This window comes from Peptoniphilus sp. KCTC 25270, from assembly GCF_021012875.1.
GTDB lineage: Bacteria > Bacillota > Clostridia > Tissierellales > Peptoniphilaceae > JAJMZJ01.
In genome coordinates, this window is the sequence record NZ_JAJMZJ010000002.1 from 212,362 (window position 1) to 229,807 (window position 17,446).

Annotated in this window: 16 protein-coding genes and 1 riboswitch; of the genes, 5 read left to right on the forward strand and 11 right to left on the reverse strand. The window is 37.3% G+C overall.

Features of this window, described 5'->3' with window-relative positions; translation table 11 throughout:
- Positions 1–29: 29 nt before the first annotated feature.
- From LQU94_RS04890 to LQU94_RS04900, 3 genes are all read right to left on the reverse strand, one after another.
- Positions 30–893: a hypothetical protein gene (locus tag LQU94_RS04890; protein ID WP_230696572.1), complete on the reverse strand. Its 864-nt coding sequence runs from the start codon at positions 891–893 to the stop codon at positions 30–32.
- Between the two features lie 52 nt (positions 894–945).
- Positions 946–1,380: a hypothetical protein gene (locus LQU94_RS04895; RefSeq protein WP_230696573.1), complete on the reverse strand. Its 435-nt coding sequence runs from the start codon at positions 1,378–1,380 to the stop codon at positions 946–948.
- Positions 1,381–1,616: 236 nt separating this feature from the next.
- Entirely contained in the window at positions 1,617–1,967 is a 351-nt protein-coding gene (locus LQU94_RS04900) for a Spx/MgsR family RNA polymerase-binding regulatory protein (protein WP_230696574.1), read from the reverse strand.
- 143 nt (positions 1,968–2,110) lie between these two features.
- On the opposite strand from LQU94_RS04900, the gene yaaA reads away from it, so the two are divergent.
- Complete coding sequence (gene yaaA, locus LQU94_RS04905; RefSeq protein ID WP_230696575.1) at positions 2,111–2,839, forward strand: peroxide stress protein YaaA; 729 nt, start codon at positions 2,111–2,113, stop codon at positions 2,837–2,839.
- Here the strand turns inward: yaaA and LQU94_RS04910 are convergent.
- From LQU94_RS04910 to cbiB, 3 genes are read right to left on the reverse strand one after another with little or no spacing between them, the layout of a single operon-like run.
- Entirely contained in the window at positions 2,836–3,765 is a 930-nt protein-coding gene (locus LQU94_RS04910; RefSeq protein WP_230696576.1) for a hypothetical protein, read from the reverse strand. The genes yaaA and LQU94_RS04910 overlap by 4 nt on opposite strands.
- A gap of 10 nt (positions 3,766–3,775) precedes the next feature.
- Positions 3,776–4,819, reverse strand: a complete 1,044-nt coding sequence (locus tag LQU94_RS04915; RefSeq protein WP_230696577.1) for a histidinol-phosphate transaminase — start codon at positions 4,817–4,819, stop codon at positions 3,776–3,778.
- Between the two features lie 15 nt (positions 4,820–4,834).
- Positions 4,835–5,797 (reverse strand): adenosylcobinamide-phosphate synthase CbiB, encoded by a 963-nt coding sequence (gene cbiB, locus LQU94_RS04920; RefSeq protein WP_230696578.1) that lies wholly within the window; start codon positions 5,795–5,797, stop codon positions 4,835–4,837.
- Between the two features lie 81 nt (positions 5,798–5,878).
- A riboswitch (cobalamin riboswitch) is annotated at positions 5,879–6,063 on the reverse strand.
- 169 nt (positions 6,064–6,232) lie between these two features.
- Between cbiB and LQU94_RS04925 the strand changes: the two genes are divergently transcribed.
- On the forward strand, positions 6,233–7,351 hold the full coding sequence (locus LQU94_RS04925) for a YibE/F family protein (protein WP_230696579.1): 1,119 nt from the start codon (positions 6,233–6,235) through the stop codon (positions 7,349–7,351).
- 153 nt (positions 7,352–7,504) lie between these two features.
- A complete protein-coding gene (locus LQU94_RS04930; RefSeq protein WP_230696580.1) occupies positions 7,505–10,201 on the forward strand; it encodes an S-layer homology domain-containing protein in 2,697 nt (898 codons plus the stop codon).
- 216 nt (positions 10,202–10,417) lie between these two features.
- Here LQU94_RS04930 and LQU94_RS04935 read toward each other — a convergent pair whose 3' ends face one another.
- The 4 genes from LQU94_RS04935 to LQU94_RS04950 all read right to left on the reverse strand — a co-directional run bounded on the left by LQU94_RS04935 (position 10,418) and on the right by LQU94_RS04950 (position 14,649).
- Positions 10,418–12,076: a M20/M25/M40 family metallo-hydrolase gene (locus tag LQU94_RS04935; RefSeq protein ID WP_230696581.1), complete on the reverse strand. Its 1,659-nt coding sequence runs from the start codon at positions 12,074–12,076 to the stop codon at positions 10,418–10,420.
- A 74-nt stretch (positions 12,077–12,150) separates the two neighbouring features.
- A complete protein-coding gene (locus LQU94_RS04940) occupies positions 12,151–12,963 on the reverse strand; it encodes a metal ABC transporter permease (protein ID WP_230696582.1) in 813 nt (270 codons plus the stop codon).
- Positions 12,944–13,636, reverse strand: coding sequence for a metal ABC transporter ATP-binding protein (locus LQU94_RS04945; protein ID WP_230696583.1), 693 nt, complete (start codon positions 13,634–13,636; stop codon positions 12,944–12,946). The genes LQU94_RS04940 and LQU94_RS04945 overlap by 20 nt, the downstream gene beginning before the upstream one ends.
- Positions 13,633–14,649 (reverse strand): metal ABC transporter substrate-binding protein, encoded by a 1,017-nt coding sequence (locus tag LQU94_RS04950; protein ID WP_230696584.1) that lies wholly within the window; start codon positions 14,647–14,649, stop codon positions 13,633–13,635. Before LQU94_RS04950 ends, LQU94_RS04945 begins: the two co-directional genes overlap by 4 nt.
- A gap of 150 nt (positions 14,650–14,799) precedes the next feature.
- Between LQU94_RS04950 and LQU94_RS04955 the strand changes: the two genes are divergently transcribed.
- Both LQU94_RS04955 and LQU94_RS04960 read left to right on the forward strand, forming a co-directional pair.
- The gene (locus LQU94_RS04955) at positions 14,800–15,204 is read left to right on the forward strand and encodes a Fur family transcriptional regulator (RefSeq protein ID WP_230696585.1); all 405 of its coding nucleotides are present in this window, start codon (positions 14,800–14,802) and stop codon (positions 15,202–15,204) included.
- 399 nt (positions 15,205–15,603) lie between these two features.
- A complete protein-coding gene (locus LQU94_RS04960) occupies positions 15,604–16,908 on the forward strand; it encodes a branched-chain amino acid transport system II carrier protein (RefSeq protein ID WP_230696586.1) in 1,305 nt (434 codons plus the stop codon).
- 37 nt (positions 16,909–16,945) lie between these two features.
- Here the strand turns inward: LQU94_RS04960 and LQU94_RS04965 are convergent, their stop codons facing one another.
- On the reverse strand, positions 16,946–17,422 hold the full coding sequence (locus LQU94_RS04965) for a GNAT family N-acetyltransferase (RefSeq protein WP_230696587.1): 477 nt from the start codon (positions 17,420–17,422) through the stop codon (positions 16,946–16,948).
- Positions 17,423–17,446 lie beyond the last annotated feature (24 nt).

Sequence of the window (17,446 nt, forward strand, 5' to 3'; positions counted from 1 at the left end):
GGAATTCATTCCCGGTCTTTTTATTTATTTTATTTCTTCTTATCTGAGTTTAAGCGTTTCTCTAAGGATTCTATTTTTTTGTCAATTTTCTCTAACATATCCTGTTTTGAAATTGCATTTGGCAATACAAATCGATTTCGGAAATAGTAGGATAGCATATGAATAATCCGCTCGTCTTCAATCAAATACCCAACCTTCTTTTTATTCTTCACTTCTAAGAGCACCCCGGAATTAGGGTTAATGTGAACCGATTTTATATCGTCATCTACTGGATAGGTATAGACTTCATAATTCTCGTAAGTCAACATCAAACGCTTCAATTCCTCAAAGCGCTCTATCTGTTGTTCCACACTCAAATATCTCTTAGAATCTGGCGTCATAGGGAAAGGATCTGTATTTTCTGGATCAAAGGAGGTTTCTTCAATAATTTCTGTAAAGGTATATTCATTCAAGTTTTCAATTAGCTTTTCTTTTGTAGCAAGGAACAGTTCTCCCATTGTTTCCATTTCAAAGCGATTCATCGTTTCTTTTAACAACTTTGGAGTAAGGCTTACCAATGTCGGATATTTGGAAATACTTAAAATATTCCCCTCATCCCAATGTTCACAATAGGTATGAATAAATCGAAGAAAATCTCCCGATCCTAATTTTTTCGCCATTAAGTCAGAATATTTCAGCAGTATTTCAAACTGTTGTTCCATGTGGGAGATATATTTTGGATCCGTAGAAAAAACCGTAACATCTAAATCTCTATTTTCTTCCAATCCAAAAGTAGAAAAAGCACCTACACCCTCTACAATATAATACATATGCACAAAAATTGGATTGTAAGGAGAAGAATAAGTCCAAGGAACGATATTTGAACTTTCATAGAAAGGAATGGATGAGTCCAATAATTCCTCTAAATTAAATATAGGAGGAGAAATATTATAAATTACATTTACTTCAATGTCTTCGTCTATAAAAAAATTCCATTAGTTTTTTATTGTAGTTTGTACTTGAAGAGACAAAATTCATTCGATTTTTACGGTCGCTTAAAATATAAACCTTTCCGATCTCTTTTTTCTTTTTCTTCGCTTCTTTATATAGCTTCTCCTCAGCCTCTCGAATTCCCTTTTGTCCAAAGAACGTCATGACGTTTTTATGCCCAAAGGTCATTTGATTTAGAAGTCGTAATTCTTCTCCAGATTTATTTTCACAACGAATCTTTTCTCCTTCTAATTTTTCTCGCGTAAAGTTTGAGAAAAAAGTGAAGAAATCGGTATCCACGTCGTTATATAACCACTCGTAAATAATCCACTTCAAATCCATTTGCCCTTTTACAAACAAATGATAGACCCCAAAAGCCTTCAGTTTTTCTACAAAAACAGGTTCCACCATAAACTTTTTGGCAAAAAAAGTCGCAATTAAATGGTAAGCTTCTATATTCTTAATTCTCCTGGTCCCATTTCGAATCTTCGAAATATAGGAGTCACTAAAATGAAGAGCGGCAGCAATCTCTCGATTGCTAGAATCTGTAATTTACATTAGATAATTCAGTTTTTCATAATTGCTCATCTGTCTACCCCCCCCCTAAAAAATATGGAGTATTTTTTTAGGGCTTCGAAACAATCCTTCTAGGTCGTCTCTTCAGCAAAATTAACGGCGTCTTTTCCTACGTAAATTTTTTCTCCATCTAAAAGAATTGGCCTCTTTACAAGCTTTCCGTCTGTTGCCAACAATTCATATTTTTCTTCTAAAGACAAATTCGGTAATTTGTCTTTTAATTTCTTTTCTCGGTAAATGATTCCACTGGTATTAAAAAATTTCTTAATATCTAGGCCACTTATCTCGTGCCATTTCTTCAATTCCTCTACAGAGGGATTGTCTTTATCAATCTCTCTATAGACAAATTCCACTCCTGCTTCTTCTAAAAATTTTTCCGTCTTTCTACATGTGGAACATTTTTTATATCCAATTAAAATCATATCCTTCCTCCTTCACAGAAATATCCTTCTTTCCTATTTCTTACCCGAGTAGTGGGCAAAGCCAACGTAGGATTGCAAATTATTACAGAAAAATTTCAAAATATTTTCCCTTTTGTTATAATAAATCCAGAAAGGAAGATTTTATGATCATTTTATTTTCGCCAGCAAAAGAAATGTTAGAAAGCCATCCGATTGCCCAAAATGGCCCTTCTAATTCTGTTGTTTCTACTATCGTATCACAATTTTATAAAATGTCTAGGAAAGAACTTAAACAGTTGTGGAAACTAGAGGGAGAAGCTTTTGAAAGAGCCTATTTTTGTATACAAAATTATGAAAAATTGCCCTTTTACGAAGCCTTATCCCTATACCACGGATTGTCCTATCGCACCATGGAACACGAAACATTTTCAAATCCCGTTCCTCCTTTTTTGGATCAACATCTGCGTATTTTTTCTGCTTTATACGGCCCCATCTCTCCCAGCACGCCTATAAAACCTTATCGTTTGGATTTTACCATGGGACTAAAAGTAGAGGGAAAAACGCTAAAATCTCTTTGGAAAAAAGAGCTTCCCCATATCCTTTCTCCAGAAGAAGAAATTTGGAACTTGGCTAGTAATGAATTCTCTTCTATTTTTGGAAAGGAATACAAAAATTGGTTGGATTTTTCTTTTTTTGAAGAAAAAGAAGGCAGGCGAAAGAAGCATTCTACCATTTCAAAAAAAGGCCGCGGCCTTATGGTAAAATATATCGCCGAAAATGAAATCACAGAGCGAGAAGCATTAAAAGATTTTTCCTTGGATTCCTATGAATTTTTACCAGAAGAGTCCAATCAAAACCATTATATTTATATAAAAAAAGAAGACCGGCTTTAAGGCCTGTCTCTTTTTTTATACATGGGTTGTAAATCTCCTAAATGTTCCCCCGTTTTAGGATCTGTTCCATGGTCTGAGGTAACAAGGATTTCGTGCTTTGACTCTAATAATTTTTTTAGAACCTGCTGGTCTATTTTTTGTAAAAATTCTTCTTTTTCTTTGAAATTTCTTCGATGGGACGCTTCATCCGCCCCGTTTATATGAAGAAGAACGAAGGGAAACCTTTCAGCGAGTTCTAGCGCTTTCTTTCCCTTTTCTTCCAAGTCTGTATCCGTATCTCCTGTCGCCCCCTCTAAAGAGGCCACTTCCATCTCCAACCACTTCCCCATTCCTTTTAATAGATTTTTTCCCGTTACCATTCCCCAGTTTTTATACCTTTTGGGCGGTGAGGTTGCAACCGATTCTCCCCAAAGAAGAATACAACTATCTTTTTGCATTCCCTTTTGAAAAACTTTTTCCAAAAGCAAATGGCCCGTTGGTTGAAGTTCTTCTACTTTTCTTCCCTTTATTTCGTGGGGTCCAAAAGTCTGAATTTTTTCTACCAAAGGGGCCCCTTTGAGAAACACAAACAAAGATTGATACCCTTCCAAAGGGTAGTAACGCCCTCCCTCTATTTCCATTTGAAATTCTTCATTGCAAGGCCGAGAAGGAACATGATTCTCATCCAAAAAATACCGACTTCCCCGCAAAATCAAGTCCTCTTTTTCTACAGGAATACCCGCTCCTAAAGCTTCCAAATATCCACGCAAATAATAGGGGATTTTCTTAATTCCCAACAAATGGAGAACACAAGGTAAAGTTTCTGGAGTTCTTCCAGAGGCGGTATCTTCCCAGCCGAAAAATTCCATTTGAGATAAATTTTTATAGTTTTTTGGGAAAAATCCCGAATCCGTCATTCCATCTATAATACATAAAATTTTTGCCATACACTTTCCTTTAAGACAAGTCCTGTAAAGCCAAAAGCAATTTTTTATTTTCTTCCCGCAGGCGAATCCCTATGCGATACCATCCTGGTTCCAAACCAAAATAATTATCACAATTTCGAATAGAAATTCCCTTTTCCCACAATTGTTCTCCTAATTTTGGATCCCCTTGAAACAACAAAAAATTTCCATGGGAAGGACAGACAAAATATCCCAACTGTTCCAATTGACTTTTCATCCATTCCCGTTCCCGATACATATAAGATTTTGTATTTTTCAAAAATTCTCCCTCTCCCAAAGCAGCAATTCCCGCTTTTTGAGCCAAAGTAGAAACGTTCCAAGACTGAGTGTTGCGGCTCATTTTCCTTAACAATTCTTCATTAGAGGAAAGGCCGTATCCTAATCGCACTCCTGCCAGTCCGTAACTTTTTGTAAAGGCCTTTAACAAAAACAAGTGAGGATTTTCCTTTAGTAAAAATTTTAGGCTTTTCCCATAATCAGATAAATCCAAAAAACATTCATCCACAAAAAGGAACATTCCCCTTTCCTTTGCAACCCCTACCAACTCCTCTAAAATTCTTTGAGGAATTAGTTGTCCTGTGGGATTGTTTGGATTGCACAAGAAAACCACTTCAGCATCTGAATCTTCCAAATAGGACACAAAGGACCGATCCACCAAAAAATTTTTCTCCTTTTTTAAGAAAAATCGCTCTACTTCACAGTTATTTTTTTCCAAAGCCAAATGATATTCTGAAAAAGTCGGCGCCAATTCCAGGGCCTTTTTAGGAGACAGGCTTTCGCAATAACTATAAATCAAATCCGCCGCTCCATTTCCAACCAAAACATAATCTTTCGGGATCCCTTCCCATTCTGCAATGGCTTTTACAAGTTCTCGACAGTAAGGATCTGGATATTGATAAATCTCATCCATTGCATTTATCATCGCTTCCTTCACTTTTTTCGGCGTGCCAAAAGGATTGGTATTGGCAGAAAAATCCAAAGTAATTTTCCCTTGATAAACATCTCCCCCATGGGGATTTTTTTCTTTATATAACATATTTTCTACCTCCTTTTATCCAAAAATCCATCCTAGCCCAACAAAAATCAAAAAAGATACAATGGAAGTTCCATACAACAAGCGAATGGCCTGTAAAATATCCTCCAAAACAATGGGGCGAATCGGATCTCCTATAAATTTTTTTCTATGCAATTCCCCGTGATACCAAGCGTCTCCAGCCAACTCCACTCTTAATAGACCTGCGCAAACCGATTCTGTTTGAGCCGAATTGGGGCTAGCATGAGAAAAACGATCCCTCTTAAAAATTCGCCAACCATTTTTCCCGTCCATTCCTAACATAGTTCCTGCCAACAACATACACAAAGCCCCAAGACGAGCTGGAATAAAATTCAAAACATCATCTGCTTTGGCAGAAAACCATCCAATATTCTTATAGGGCATTTCCACATACCCTACCATAGAATCCAAAGTATTGGCCGCCTTATAGAAAAATCCCAAAGGGGCCCCTCCAAGAAATAGGAAAAACAAAGGGGCCACCACTCCATCAGACGTATTTTCTGCAATCGTCTCTACTGTCGCTTTCACCACGCCCTTTTCATTTAAGGACTCCGTATCTCTTCCTACAATCATAGAAACGGCTCTACGCCCTTCCTCAATCCCCTCCTTCTTTAGAGCCAAATACACTTTTTTGCTTTCTACCCCTAAAGATTTTGTTGCTAAAATCTGCCAACAAAAAATCGACTCGATGAAAAGAGCAACGTAAGGCGAAATTCCATAAGCTATTTTTAACGTTCCATACGGAATCAGAAAAGAAGGAAAAATGACTCCCATCCACAAAAAAATACCGACCACTTCTTCCCCTCTCTTCGTCTTAGGGAAAATCTTTCGCAAATAAGATTCCAAAAAAAGAATCCATTTTCCTATCCATTGAACGGGATGGGGAATGGCATAAGGATCTCCAATCCAAAGATCCAAAACATATCCTAGGACCATAGCCAACAACGAAATTTTTATCAATTTTCCCTCCTTTCTTTCCACAAAAAAACTACGGTTTCTCTCTACCGTAGTCGATTTCACTCAAAAATCGCCCTTACTCGAGAGCTTTTTCATAAGTTAAGCAGGTCTCCTGACTCGCGTATCCTCACTTTCATAAAACCTTCTCAGGCGAAAATTTCCCAATGGCATATTATTATGAAGCTCCTCGCTTACAGTGGCGGTACCGTCATGGATTTTCACCATGTTCCCTATTCTCCTATTATGGCACTTAACCTTTCTTTATTTTCTTCATTATAGGCAAAAAATAGGACTCCGTCAAGGCAAATACCCACTGATAAACTCCTCAACATCTTCGTAGATTCCACCGACTCTTTGTAAATATTTCATTACAAAATTTTTATTTCGTTCTAATTTTTTTATGAAATAATCATCCTTATAGAAATCACAGGAGGATCTATGAAAAAAATCATCAATCTAATACTTATATTGTTTCTAATTGGCGTCTTTGCCCATTGGAAAAATTTAGAATACGGAAATACCCGTTGGAACCAGGAATCCATCCACTATATTCGAGGAGAGGTTACCAAAGTTCTAGAAGAACAGATAGAAGAAAAATACGGCAATTTGAAGCTTGGATATCAGCGTGTAGAAGTTCAATTACACAATAAAGATAAGGACGTTGTAACGATTCATAACGAACTTTCTACTACCCATTCTATTTTTCTAAAAGAAAATAGCCCCGTAGTGGTTCTAGTGGATCATCCAGAAAATTCAAGCCCTTACTATACCATTTACAACCACGATCGCTCTTTTTCTCTATTTGTCGCCGCCCTTTTGTTTTTGCTCCTTCTTTTCGCTGTTGGAGGAAAACACGGAATGCTTTCGGCACTTGTTCTTGGAATCAGTATCTACCTAATTTTTTTCTTTATGCTCCCCCTAATTTATCTAGGACACTCCCCCATACTTCTTACTATCATTACCTGTATTCTATGTTGTATTTATCTTTGTGTTCTAGTCTATGGTTATACTCCCATGGCCCTTGTAAATTTAATTAGCGTTACCATTGGTTTTTCTCTGGCTGCCTTATTATTTTACGCCGTTTCCTATTTCACCCATATTTCTGGCTACAACCTCTCTGAAATCGAAGGACTCTTTTTAATCACCAATATCACCGGTCTAAAAATTCATGGACTTTTATTTGCAGGAGTGGCCATTGCCTCCTATGGAGCAGCCCAAGACATATCCGTTTCTATTAGCTCTTCCTTACTTGAGATTAAGAAAATCCATCCCAATATAAATGTATCAGACCTTTTTACTTCTGGAATAAAAATTGGACGAGATATTATTGGTACTATGGTAGATACCTTGATTTTCGCCTTCTTAGGAGGGTCTATTGCCACTGTTTTGGTCTTTATTTCCTATGGCGTTGATCCCAACCAACTTATTAGTTCCGATTTTTTTGCCATTGAAGTGATTACAGGTCTTATTGGAACCTCTGTGGTCATTATTATGGTTCCCATCTCTGCTTATATTTCCGGTTTGGTATACAATCACTTTTATTCCCTAAAAAAATAGCCCCCTCTTTTTGAGTCTTCTTTCTAAGAAGGCTCTTTCTTTACATAGGAGCCTTTTCATTGACAAGAACTTAAAATGGATTCGACTTCCAATTAATTTTTTCTTTCTATAATGAATTTGTTGGATGAAAAAAAATTTTTTTAGGAGGAGAAAATGAGAAAATTACTTAGTTTTATCTTGGCGGTGACCCTGCTTTTCACCGTCTTTGTAGGAGATTTCTCCTATGCCAAGGAGGCAGATTTAACTACCTTGGAAAACGGAGAATGGTACTACTCCGACGAAGGCATTGATATTACAAAAAAAGATGGTTCTGAAAATGAAATGTACAATTGGACCCTTGGAAATATCGATGACAATGTAGTGCTTAAACAAGCTATGGGACCCTTTGGAGCCAAACGAGGAGAAGCTTATGACGTTCATGGCTTAAAGTCCAATACAACTCTAAAACACTACTACGATACAGATGTGTTCCCAGAAGATGACAATACGATCCCAAGTTATTTTTTTCTAAAGAAAGTTAATTTAACAAATATTCAAAACAAGGATTTGAAGTTTTTTGTAAAATATGACGATTCTTACACTCTATATATCAATGGCGTAGAAGTTCATGCTGAAAACACAGAAGAATATACTTCCAACTTACAATTTGCCGCCGCTGATACTACAGGGGATCCTGTACAAAGAGAAGTTGTCGTTCCTGCTACAAATCTTAAAAATGCTCTTAAAGAGGGAGAAAATATTTTTGCCGTACGTCTTAATCAACGAGGCGGTGGCTCAAGTGACATTTACTTTGATCTTCGCAATATTGAACTTGTGGAACCAAAAGTAGATAATGGCATCTATTACCCAATGCTTACTATTGGAAAAGATCAAACCGAAAGAAATTTTACTTTCTACACTGCCATTCCTGGGGAGGCCAAAGTAGAAATCACCACGGCCGATGACGCTGAATTTACAAAGGCAAAAACCCTAGAAGCATCGAATAAATATGCAGACACCAACACCTTAAAATATCAATCACACCAATTTAATTTTCCAAATCTTGCAGAAAACACAGAATACATATACCGTGTTTCTGTAGGGAATACTTCCATTGATGAAGTTTATTCCTTCAAAACAGGTTCTTTTGGAAAGTATAGCTTTAGCCTTGTAGGAGATCCACAAATTGGATCCGGCGGAAGCCTAAACGGTTCTGAAGGTTGGGGAAATACCTTAGATCTTATTCGAAAAACCTATCCAAATACATCTTTTCTACTTTCTGCAGGAGACCAAGTTAACACGGCCTCTAATGAAGATGAATACACCCACTTTATTGAAAAAGATGGTTTCAAAGGCTTAACTCTTGCCCCTGTTATTGGAAACCACGACTCTGGAAACCGCGCTTATTCTGAGCATTTCTATCTACCCAAAAATGCAGACGGAAAGGGTGCGACTACGGCGGGAGAAAATTACTACTACGTTTACAACAATACTTTATTTATTTCCTTAAATTCCAACAACCGATCTGCAAGCGAACACAAAGAAACCATTGAAAAAGCCATTGCAGAAACGAAAGATAAAAACATTAAATGGAAAGTCGTTACCTTCCACCACGCTATCTATACCGTTGCTTCCCACGCCTATGATGGAGATATTTTACAAAGACGGGAACAACTTGCTCCTATATTCAAAGAGCTTGGCATTGATGTGGTACTCAATGGACATGACCATGTTTATGTACGCTCTCACCTAATGGACGGAACCCAGGTTATTGAAGAATATAACGAAGATGGGTCCGTACCTACTGAATACCAAGATCCTAAAGGGATTTTATATATGACTGTTACCTCTGGTTCTGGCTCTAAATTCTACAATATTAAAAATGAAAAATTTGATTATTCTGCCGTACAAAACCAAGAACGAATTCCCAATTACACACAAGTAGATGTAACCGACTACAGCTTTAAGTTAAGCACCTATAGAACTATGGATAACTCTCTTGTAGATGAGGTAACTCTATACAAAGGAGAACGCACCCAAGAAATTAAAGTAGAACAAACAGCCGGCGGAACCATTGCTCCAGAAACAGGAAATGTTGAAACGGGTTCCAACCAAACTTACACCATTACACCAAACAAAGGCTATAAAATCAAAGACGTGCTTGTGGATGGAAAATCTGTTGGTCCTGTGAACTCTTATACATTTGAAAATATTCAAGCCCCTCACAGTATAAAGGCCGTTTTTGAAAAAGAAGCTCCTCCCGCCTTTGACGATGATAACCCTGGCAAAAAACCTGGCAAACGCCCTGTTGTAGATGACAAAAACGAAAAAAAATCCTTTATCAAAGATATGGATGGCCACTGGGCAAAAGATCCCGTAGAAAAAATTGTAACACTGGGTTATATGGATGTATCCGATGGCTACTTCTTCCCTGAAATTTCCTCTGATCGTCTTACTGTTGTACGCGCCCTTGCTCGTTACCAAAAAGTAGATTGGAAGGACTATGCTGGAAAATCGTTAAACGATATTAAAGTCGACTCTGAAGAGAGCGGCTATATTAACTGGGCCATTGAAAATGGAATTATTAAGGGCTATGAAGATGGTAGCTTCAAGGCAGACCGTCACATTACCCGTGAAGAAATGGCCGCTATTCTAAACCGTTTTGTGGAGAAATTCGACAAAAAACGTCCGATTAAAGAGAACATTGACTATGTAGATAGCAGTGAAATATCTGATTGGGCAAAAGAAGAAGTGGAAATGGCTACAAAACGAGAATTGTTTGTGGGACGTGATGACAATCACTTCGCACCAAAATCACACATTAAACGAGGTGAGGTTGCAAAAATCCTAATCTCCTTAATGAGTAAATAAAAATCCTTCCCCTAAGGGAGAAAATCATTTCTAAAAGTCTCCAGTTTGTCTGGAGGCTTTTTTATGCAAAAAAACTACGGTAGCCCTTACTACCGTAGTTCATTTCTCTTCCTTTCTAGAAACCATTTACGATTCGGCAAAACTCCTGAGTTTTGCCCCTTTCCTTTCTAAAAACTTCTTCCTTAAAATCGTATCCCGATAAAGGAAAGTCCCGCCTTATTCTTTCAAGGTATTTTGAATCATTTCGATTTCTAATTGTGGAATGGTTTCAAAAGTAAATGCCTTGTGGACACGTTCTGTTTTCTTATGTCCATCTTTACCATAGGTTCCAATATTCACAACAGGCATTGAAATTTCTTTCATATCCTCCATTGGATGTTTATACTTTTTCCCCCAAGGGGCGGTATTCTTTTCAAAATATTTTATTCCTTCCTCTTCTTCCGGAACGTATAAGAAAGAAGAATCTGAAATGTAAGGATAGAAGAATTTCACTTGAATTGGATCTTTGCAATCTTTTCCTACCGTTTCTACTGCTTTTCTTAAATTTTGAATCACTTCTTTGTCTTCTTTTTTCTTCTCAGACAACTCAATATTTTGAGAATAAACCGAAGAATAATATAAAATCACAGCGGGCGATTCTACCACTGGAAATTTTTCAAAAGCATATTTTACAACGGCCAAGGCGTATTTTCGAATGTCCATATTGGGTTCTTTCTCAAAAAGCTCTTCCTTATATTTTTCTATCTCTTCTTCCATGTTCGGATATTCTTCTCGCCCTTTTTCTAAGAATTCCTCCCATGTATAAACCGGTACATTCCATTGGATTTCCTTGTAGGGGAAATCAGCCTTTTCACACCAAGCCTTATAATCCCTATTTATTTTTTCATTTACCTCATCTACCGTTTCTTCCGTTACCTTTTTCAAACGTTCCAATACATCCTTTGGCGTCCAGCTATGGGTAAAGAAATTGTAGTATCCATGGGCATATAAGGCCGTTTGCACCGTATACACTTCCTTCAAATCCTCTTGTCGCAAACTCATAGGAGGAATGGTTGTTTCTCCGTTAGAAGTATTGGACAATTCCGGGTTAAAGGTGATTTTTTCTGTTAAAGCCCCTAAAAGCAAATTGGGATCATAACCAGCAAATGCCTGTCCTACATGGGTTTCTTTCCCGGCCACAAAAAACGTAGGCAATAATTTTCCAATGGTGCCTAAGTAGACGTAGCGGTTCGGATCTTCTCCGTAATAAGGAGTAGAATAATCGGAATTTATTGCAAGAACATATTCTAACCCCTCTTCCTCTTTCCATTTTTTCAACTGTTTCAAAGCAGAAATCACACCATGGGATCCATCTTCTTCATCGCAAGCGGCCAAGGCAACAATATTCCCATTTAATTTCTCTAAATTTTGGCTAAAATAATCCACAATGGCCAAATGCCCGGCAATCCCCGCCTTCATATCTAGGGTGCCGCGACCAAACATGTACTCTCCCGATTCTAGGTCCTTTTTTGTCTCTTCATCCCAATGATCATATCTTTTCATTTCTTCTATTAATCGATCGGGGTCAAAGGCATATTCTTTTAATTTTCCATAGTCATCCACTTCTACCGTATCAAAATGCCCCATAAGAACTATGGTCTTTTTTGAATTTCCATTTCCTTTCAAAAGGGCTAAGGTAGAATGACGATCATAGGCATCGTCTAGTGTTTTTTGCAAAATTAAATGCTCCGGATTTTCTTGAAAATAAGGCATCTTTTTATATTCATTATATATGTATTCTGCCCCTTTTGTTTCATTGCCACCTTTTACAATGGATTCCACTTGAACCATTTCCTTCGTCCATTTTTCTACTTTGTCGTAAAATAATTTTTTCATTTTTCTCTCCTTTCCCTATGCTGTTCTTTTACCCGAAATTTCTTTTTTTCTTCTTAAAACAAAAAATAGACTCCTTAAGAGCCTATTTTCTTTCCTTTGATAAATTGAATAAAAAAGATAAACAACAGAGTCACGACTCCCAATAGAACAATGGATCCTCCTGGTTTCAATCCTCCATAATAAGAAATAATGAGCCCCACTTCTGTAAAAAAGATTCCAAATAAAACTGACAAAATCGTTGTTCCTCGATATCCTTTCCCCAATTGCATGGCACAAGATACGGGCAAGACCATAAGGGAAGAAATAATCAAAACGCCAACTGTTCTGGAGCTAATTGCAACGGTTACCGCTGTCAAAAAGAGAAAAATCCCTCCTACAAAGTCTACTTTTACTCCCGATAAAGCCGCCGAAATGGGATCGAAAGAAATATACATTAAGTCCTTGAAAAAATAGAAACTATTTACAATGACAATCAAAGCCATAATTCGAATCATAATAAATTCAAAGTCTGTAATGGCAATAATACTCCCAAATAAAAAGGATTCAATATTGGTCGGCCCTGTTACAAAACCAGATAACAAAGAGGCCATCCCAACCCCAAAACTCATAATAATTGCCGTAGAAATTTCTCCATAAGAAGGAAATTTTTTTCGGATGAATTCCATAAAAAAGGTGGCAATTAAACAGCCTAATACGGCGCCCAATACAGGATTGATTCCCATAATAAGGCCGCCCATTACCCCTGCCAAGCTGACATGGGATAGGGCATCTCCTACCATGGAAGTTCTACGATTGACAATAACAACTCCCATAATTGGAATAATAATGGAAAGAATCAACCCAACCACCATGGCACGGATCATATAATCATATTGAAAGATTTCCACGCTCTGGGCTCCTCTCATAAATTTTTCCTTCATCTAAGACAAAGACGCGATTCAAAATGGCCTCCACCGCATGAAGATCATGGGTAATCATTAAAATCGTGATATTGTGGTCCTGATTCAAATGGGACAAAAGATGAAACAAATTTTTTCTCGTCTTTGCATCAATTCCTGTTGTTGGTTCATCCATAATTAAAATCTCTGGAAGAGAAACCAAAGCCTTTGCAATTAAAACCCTTTGTCTTTGTCCCCCAGACAAATTTTGATACAACTCCTTTTCCTTATCTTCCAATCCAACCAGCTTCAAAGAATCATGGATCCGTTTTTTCTGAGAATCATTGAGTCGTTTCCAACCTTTTAATTCTCGATACAAACTCAAGCCAATCAGTTCCTCCACCGTAATGGGAAAGTGTTCTACCCCCGCCATTAATTGGGGCACATAGCTTACATTGGAATAGTCGATTCCTGCTTTTCTCTCTTTTCCTTCTAGGGAAATCGTCCCTTTGTTGGGCTTCAAAATTCCCAATAACAATTTAATCAAAGTCGTTTTTCCTGCTCCATTAGAGCCGATAAGCGCGCCAAAATCTCCCCGTTCCATGGAGAGATTTGCGCCTTCAATGACCCACTCGTGGCCATAAGAAAAATATAAATTTTCAACCTTTAAGATTGTGTTCATCCTACCAAAGCCTTTATCAATGCATCGCAATTTTCTTTCATAATGTCGATGTATGTTTTTTCATTGCCATCGAATACGCCTTCAATTGGATCCAAAACAGCTACCTCTGCCCCTGTTTCACTAGCAATCGTCTCTGCTACCTTTGCTTCGATTAATGGCTCCGTAAAAATCGTCTTTACATTGTTCTCTTTTACGAATTCAATAATTTCTTGCATGGTCTTTGGATCTGGTTCTGTAGAAGAATTAATTCCTTCGATTGGCATTTGTGTTAAATCGTACGCCTTAGCTAGATACCCATAAGCCTCATGACTTACTACAATATTTCTATTTTTTGCCTCTTCCAAACCAGTTCGGAAACTTTCATCTAAATCCAATAATTCTTTTTTATAAGATTCTAAGTTCGCCATATAATAATCTGCATTGGCACTGTCTTTTTCCGCAAAAGCATCCGCCACGCTTTGGGCAATGACTACTACATTCTTTGGATCCAACCAAACATGGGGATCCAAGGCTCCATGTTCATGGTCATGGTCGTGGTCATGGTCATGCGCTTCTTCTGCTGCGTCATGGTCATGATCGTGGTCGTGGTCGTGACTATGCCCTGGAATCAATGCAATATTTTCCACTGCTTCTACAACTTCTGTTTCTTCTGGATTCAATTGCTCAATTACTTTATCCGTCCAGCTTTCTAAACCACCGCCATTGTATAAGAATACGTCTGTGCCAATGGCCTTATTCAAATCCTTTGCAGAAGGCTCCCAACCATGAGGACTTTGTCCATTTGGAATCATGGATTCAACATACACCTTGTCTCCACCAATAGCTTTGGCAACATCTTCCAAAACAAAAGTAGATGTCATAACTGTTAGAGAAGCGTCTTCTTTTGAAACAGACTCCTCTACAACGGCTGTATTATTTCCTGTATTTTCAGATACTTCATTTGTTGTTCCTTGGCAACCTACTAAAACCAAGGCTGCAACCAAAATTCCCAATGTACTTTTTTTCATTTTCATTTGGACCTCCTAAACGATAATAGTTTTTATTTATATGTCTAGTATAGCAAAAAACTAGGCTTTCGAAAAGATGAAACCTCACTTTTTGTTTCTTTTTCGTAATTTTTCCCCTATAATAGATAGAAAGGAAAAGGTATATGGGGTGACAAAATGAAAGAAATTATTCGTAAACACGGACTAAAAGCAACCAACGGACGAGTAGAAGTTTTGAAATATTTAGAAAAAAATCGCGGACCAATCAGCGCTGAGGAAATGTATGGGGAAATTCCTCGCTCTATCTGCTCCAGCTTATCTACTATCTACCGCATTCTAAATCAATTAACAGAGGTAGGTTTATTACGTGCAAGTTTGGAACAAAATGGAGTTACCTATTATGAGTACGCAGGGGAAGGACATCGACATTATATTGTTTGTGAATCCTGTGGCGAATTAACCCCTATTGACAACTGTCCTTTAGAAGTTTTAGATGAACACATTCGTTCTACAACGGGTTACAAAATTACAGGTCACATTTTCAAAATGAAAGGCATTTGTAAAAATTGCCAAGAAAAATAAAGCCCTTCAGGGCTTTTTTCTATTTACAAAAAATCTTGCCCAATCTTTGTAATATCTACAATCGAATCCCTCTTTCGCTTTCTTAATTTTCTTGATTTTTTGTGTTTTGTTACTGTTTTTCAATATATGAAATATATTTTTCTTGCTTTTTTACCTACTTTAAGGGATTTTTTCTTTACTTTAACAATCATAAAGAGGTTGATATCGTTTTTTTCCCTATATTTTTTTATTTTTTATAATTTTTATAAAGTATTTTTCTTTATTTTGTCTTTTTTACATTTCTTCCCGTATCCTCCAGAACTCCTGTCTCATCAACATATTAAATTGTATATATGATATAATTCCCCTATGAATCATTGTAATTATTATAATGAGAAATGGATAGAATAGGAGGATGTTATGGAAAATCATTCATTTCGTACTGATACCCTCATTATTGGTTTTACGCTTTTCGCCACTTTTTTTGGCGCTGGAAATTTAGTGTTCCCTCCTTTTATGGGAATGCAAGTTGGGGCAGGATGGATTCTTGGTATTATTGGACTCGTATTAACAGGAATTCTGTTGCCCATTCTTTCTATGATTGGAGTGGTCAAGGGAGGAGGCTCTCTTCAAAAATTGACAGAACCTATCTCTCGTAATTTTTATATTGGCTTTAATGTTTTAACAATGTATTTAATTGCTACTTTGATTTTGGTTCCAAGAACTGGTGCAACAACTTATGAGGTAGGATTTTTGCCTCATTTCCCTGGTTTGCCAAGTATTGTTGTTCAGATCGTTTTCTTTGGGCTTACTTATATTCTTACTATTGATAAAGAAGGCGTTGTTGATAAGATTGGAAAATACCTCACCCCAGCTCTTATTGTCATTGTTTTATTTATTATTGGAAATGGTTTATTAAAACCTCAGGGAGCGGTTGCCCAACCCGTTGTAGAAGCTCCTTTCCAATGGGCCTTTGTTCAAGGATACCAAATGGGCGATTTGGTTACTGGCCTTCTTTTTTCAACTGTATTAATGGCTACTATTAAACAAAAAGGATACAACAAAAGACAGGGAGGTCAGATGACAATTTATGCATCGTTAATCGCCTTTGTATTGCTTTTGATTATCTACGGATCTCTTTTAAGAGTAGGGGCAACCACTTCTAGTGTATTGCCAGTAGATATGCCACGTACGGCTTTGTTGACTACGATTGTAAATCGTTTATTAGGAAATACGGGCGGAATTGTCCTTTCTATTGCGGTTTCTTTGGCTTGTTTAACAACTTCTGTGGGAATTACCACTTCTGTGGCAAATTTTACTATGGATTTAACCAGAAATAAGATTCCTTATAAATTGGTCGTTGCAGCCCTTTGTATTTTCTGCGCAATTCAAGGGGCCATTGGCGTAGAAAAAATCATCGGTTTATCTGAGCCATTCTTTGCCATTGCTTATCCTTTAGGAATTATTATTACAACAAAAGGTTTGACCTCGAAATTCCTTACGAATTTAGGCGCTTGGAAAGGCGCTACTCTTTGTACGGTGGTTTACACAATCTTCCATGCTTTATCCATGGTTGGTTTCGGAGGAGAAATCGTACAAACCATTGTAAATATTGTTCCATTGGGAGCGGCCGGATTTGGTTGGATACCTGTTGCCATTATTGGTTTCATTGGAGGTTCTTTATTGATTCAAACTTCCAAGGAATCAAATGTTGTAGAATATTAGTAATAAAAAAAGATGGTCTTTGAACCATCTTTTTTTGTTATAAATCTTTTTTCATATAAATCGTTGACTCTATGGGACTGTCGTTGTAACAAGGAACTTCTTCAAATCCAAAGGATTTATACAGATGAATGGCTCGTTTTAAGAAAGGCATTGTGTCTAACCAAATGGATTCGTAACCAATTTCTTTTGCGTCTTCTAACGTTTTTTCAATTAATTTTCTCCCTAATCCCAGCCCCTCAAATTCTGGACGGATATACAACCGTTTCATTTCGCATTTTTTCTCTTCCATTGGTCGCAAAGCAATGCAACCCGCCCAATGATCCCCTTCTTTTACTAAGTACAACCTACCAAGAGGAGGACCATATTTTTTCTCCAAATGAAGAATTTCATCGTCGAATCCTTGGATACCTAAGTAGGTTTTTATTTCTGGATTATTCTCAATTAAATACTCCGTATATTCTTCAAACAATTCTCGTACAATCTCTGGATATTCATAGCCCAACAACAACTCCATAAAATCCTCCTTCCAAATCTTCGC

What these genes read in the sequence shown, in the direction of transcription:
- LQU94_RS04895 (WP_230696573.1), bottom strand. Translation starts at nt 1,380, where the DNA reads ATGGTGGAACCTGTTTTTGTAGAAAAACTGAAGGCTTTTGGGGTCTAT.
- LQU94_RS04900 (WP_230696574.1), bottom strand. Translation starts at nt 1,967, where the DNA reads ATGATTTTAATTGGATATAAAAAATGTTCCACATGTAGAAAGACGGAA.
- yaaA (WP_230696575.1), top strand. Translation starts at nt 2,111, where the DNA reads ATGATCATTTTATTTTCGCCAGCAAAAGAAATGTTAGAAAGCCATCCG.
- LQU94_RS04910 (WP_230696576.1), bottom strand. Translation starts at nt 3,765, where the DNA reads ATGGCAAAAATTTTATGTATTATAGATGGAATGACGGATTCGGGATTT.
- LQU94_RS04915 (WP_230696577.1), bottom strand. Translation starts at nt 4,819, where the DNA reads ATGTTATATAAAGAAAAAAATCCCCATGGGGGAGATGTTTATCAAGGG.
- LQU94_RS04925 (WP_230696579.1), top strand. Translation starts at nt 6,233, where the DNA reads ATGAAAAAAATCATCAATCTAATACTTATATTGTTTCTAATTGGCGTC.
- LQU94_RS04930 (WP_230696580.1), top strand. Translation starts at nt 7,505, where the DNA reads ATGAGAAAATTACTTAGTTTTATCTTGGCGGTGACCCTGCTTTTCACC.
- LQU94_RS04935 (WP_230696581.1), bottom strand. Translation starts at nt 12,076, where the DNA reads ATGAAAAAATTATTTTACGACAAAGTAGAAAAATGGACGAAGGAAATG.
- LQU94_RS04945 (WP_230696583.1), bottom strand. Translation starts at nt 13,636, where the DNA reads ATGAACACAATCTTAAAGGTTGAAAATTTATATTTTTCTTATGGCCAC.
- LQU94_RS04950 (WP_230696584.1), bottom strand. Translation starts at nt 14,649, where the DNA reads ATGAAAATGAAAAAAAGTACATTGGGAATTTTGGTTGCAGCCTTGGTT.
- LQU94_RS04955 (WP_230696585.1), top strand. Translation starts at nt 14,800, where the DNA reads ATGAAAGAAATTATTCGTAAACACGGACTAAAAGCAACCAACGGACGA.
- LQU94_RS04960 (WP_230696586.1), top strand. Translation starts at nt 15,604, where the DNA reads ATGGAAAATCATTCATTTCGTACTGATACCCTCATTATTGGTTTTACG.
- LQU94_RS04965 (WP_230696587.1), bottom strand. Translation starts at nt 17,422, where the DNA reads ATGGAGTTGTTGTTGGGCTATGAATATCCAGAGATTGTACGAGAATTG.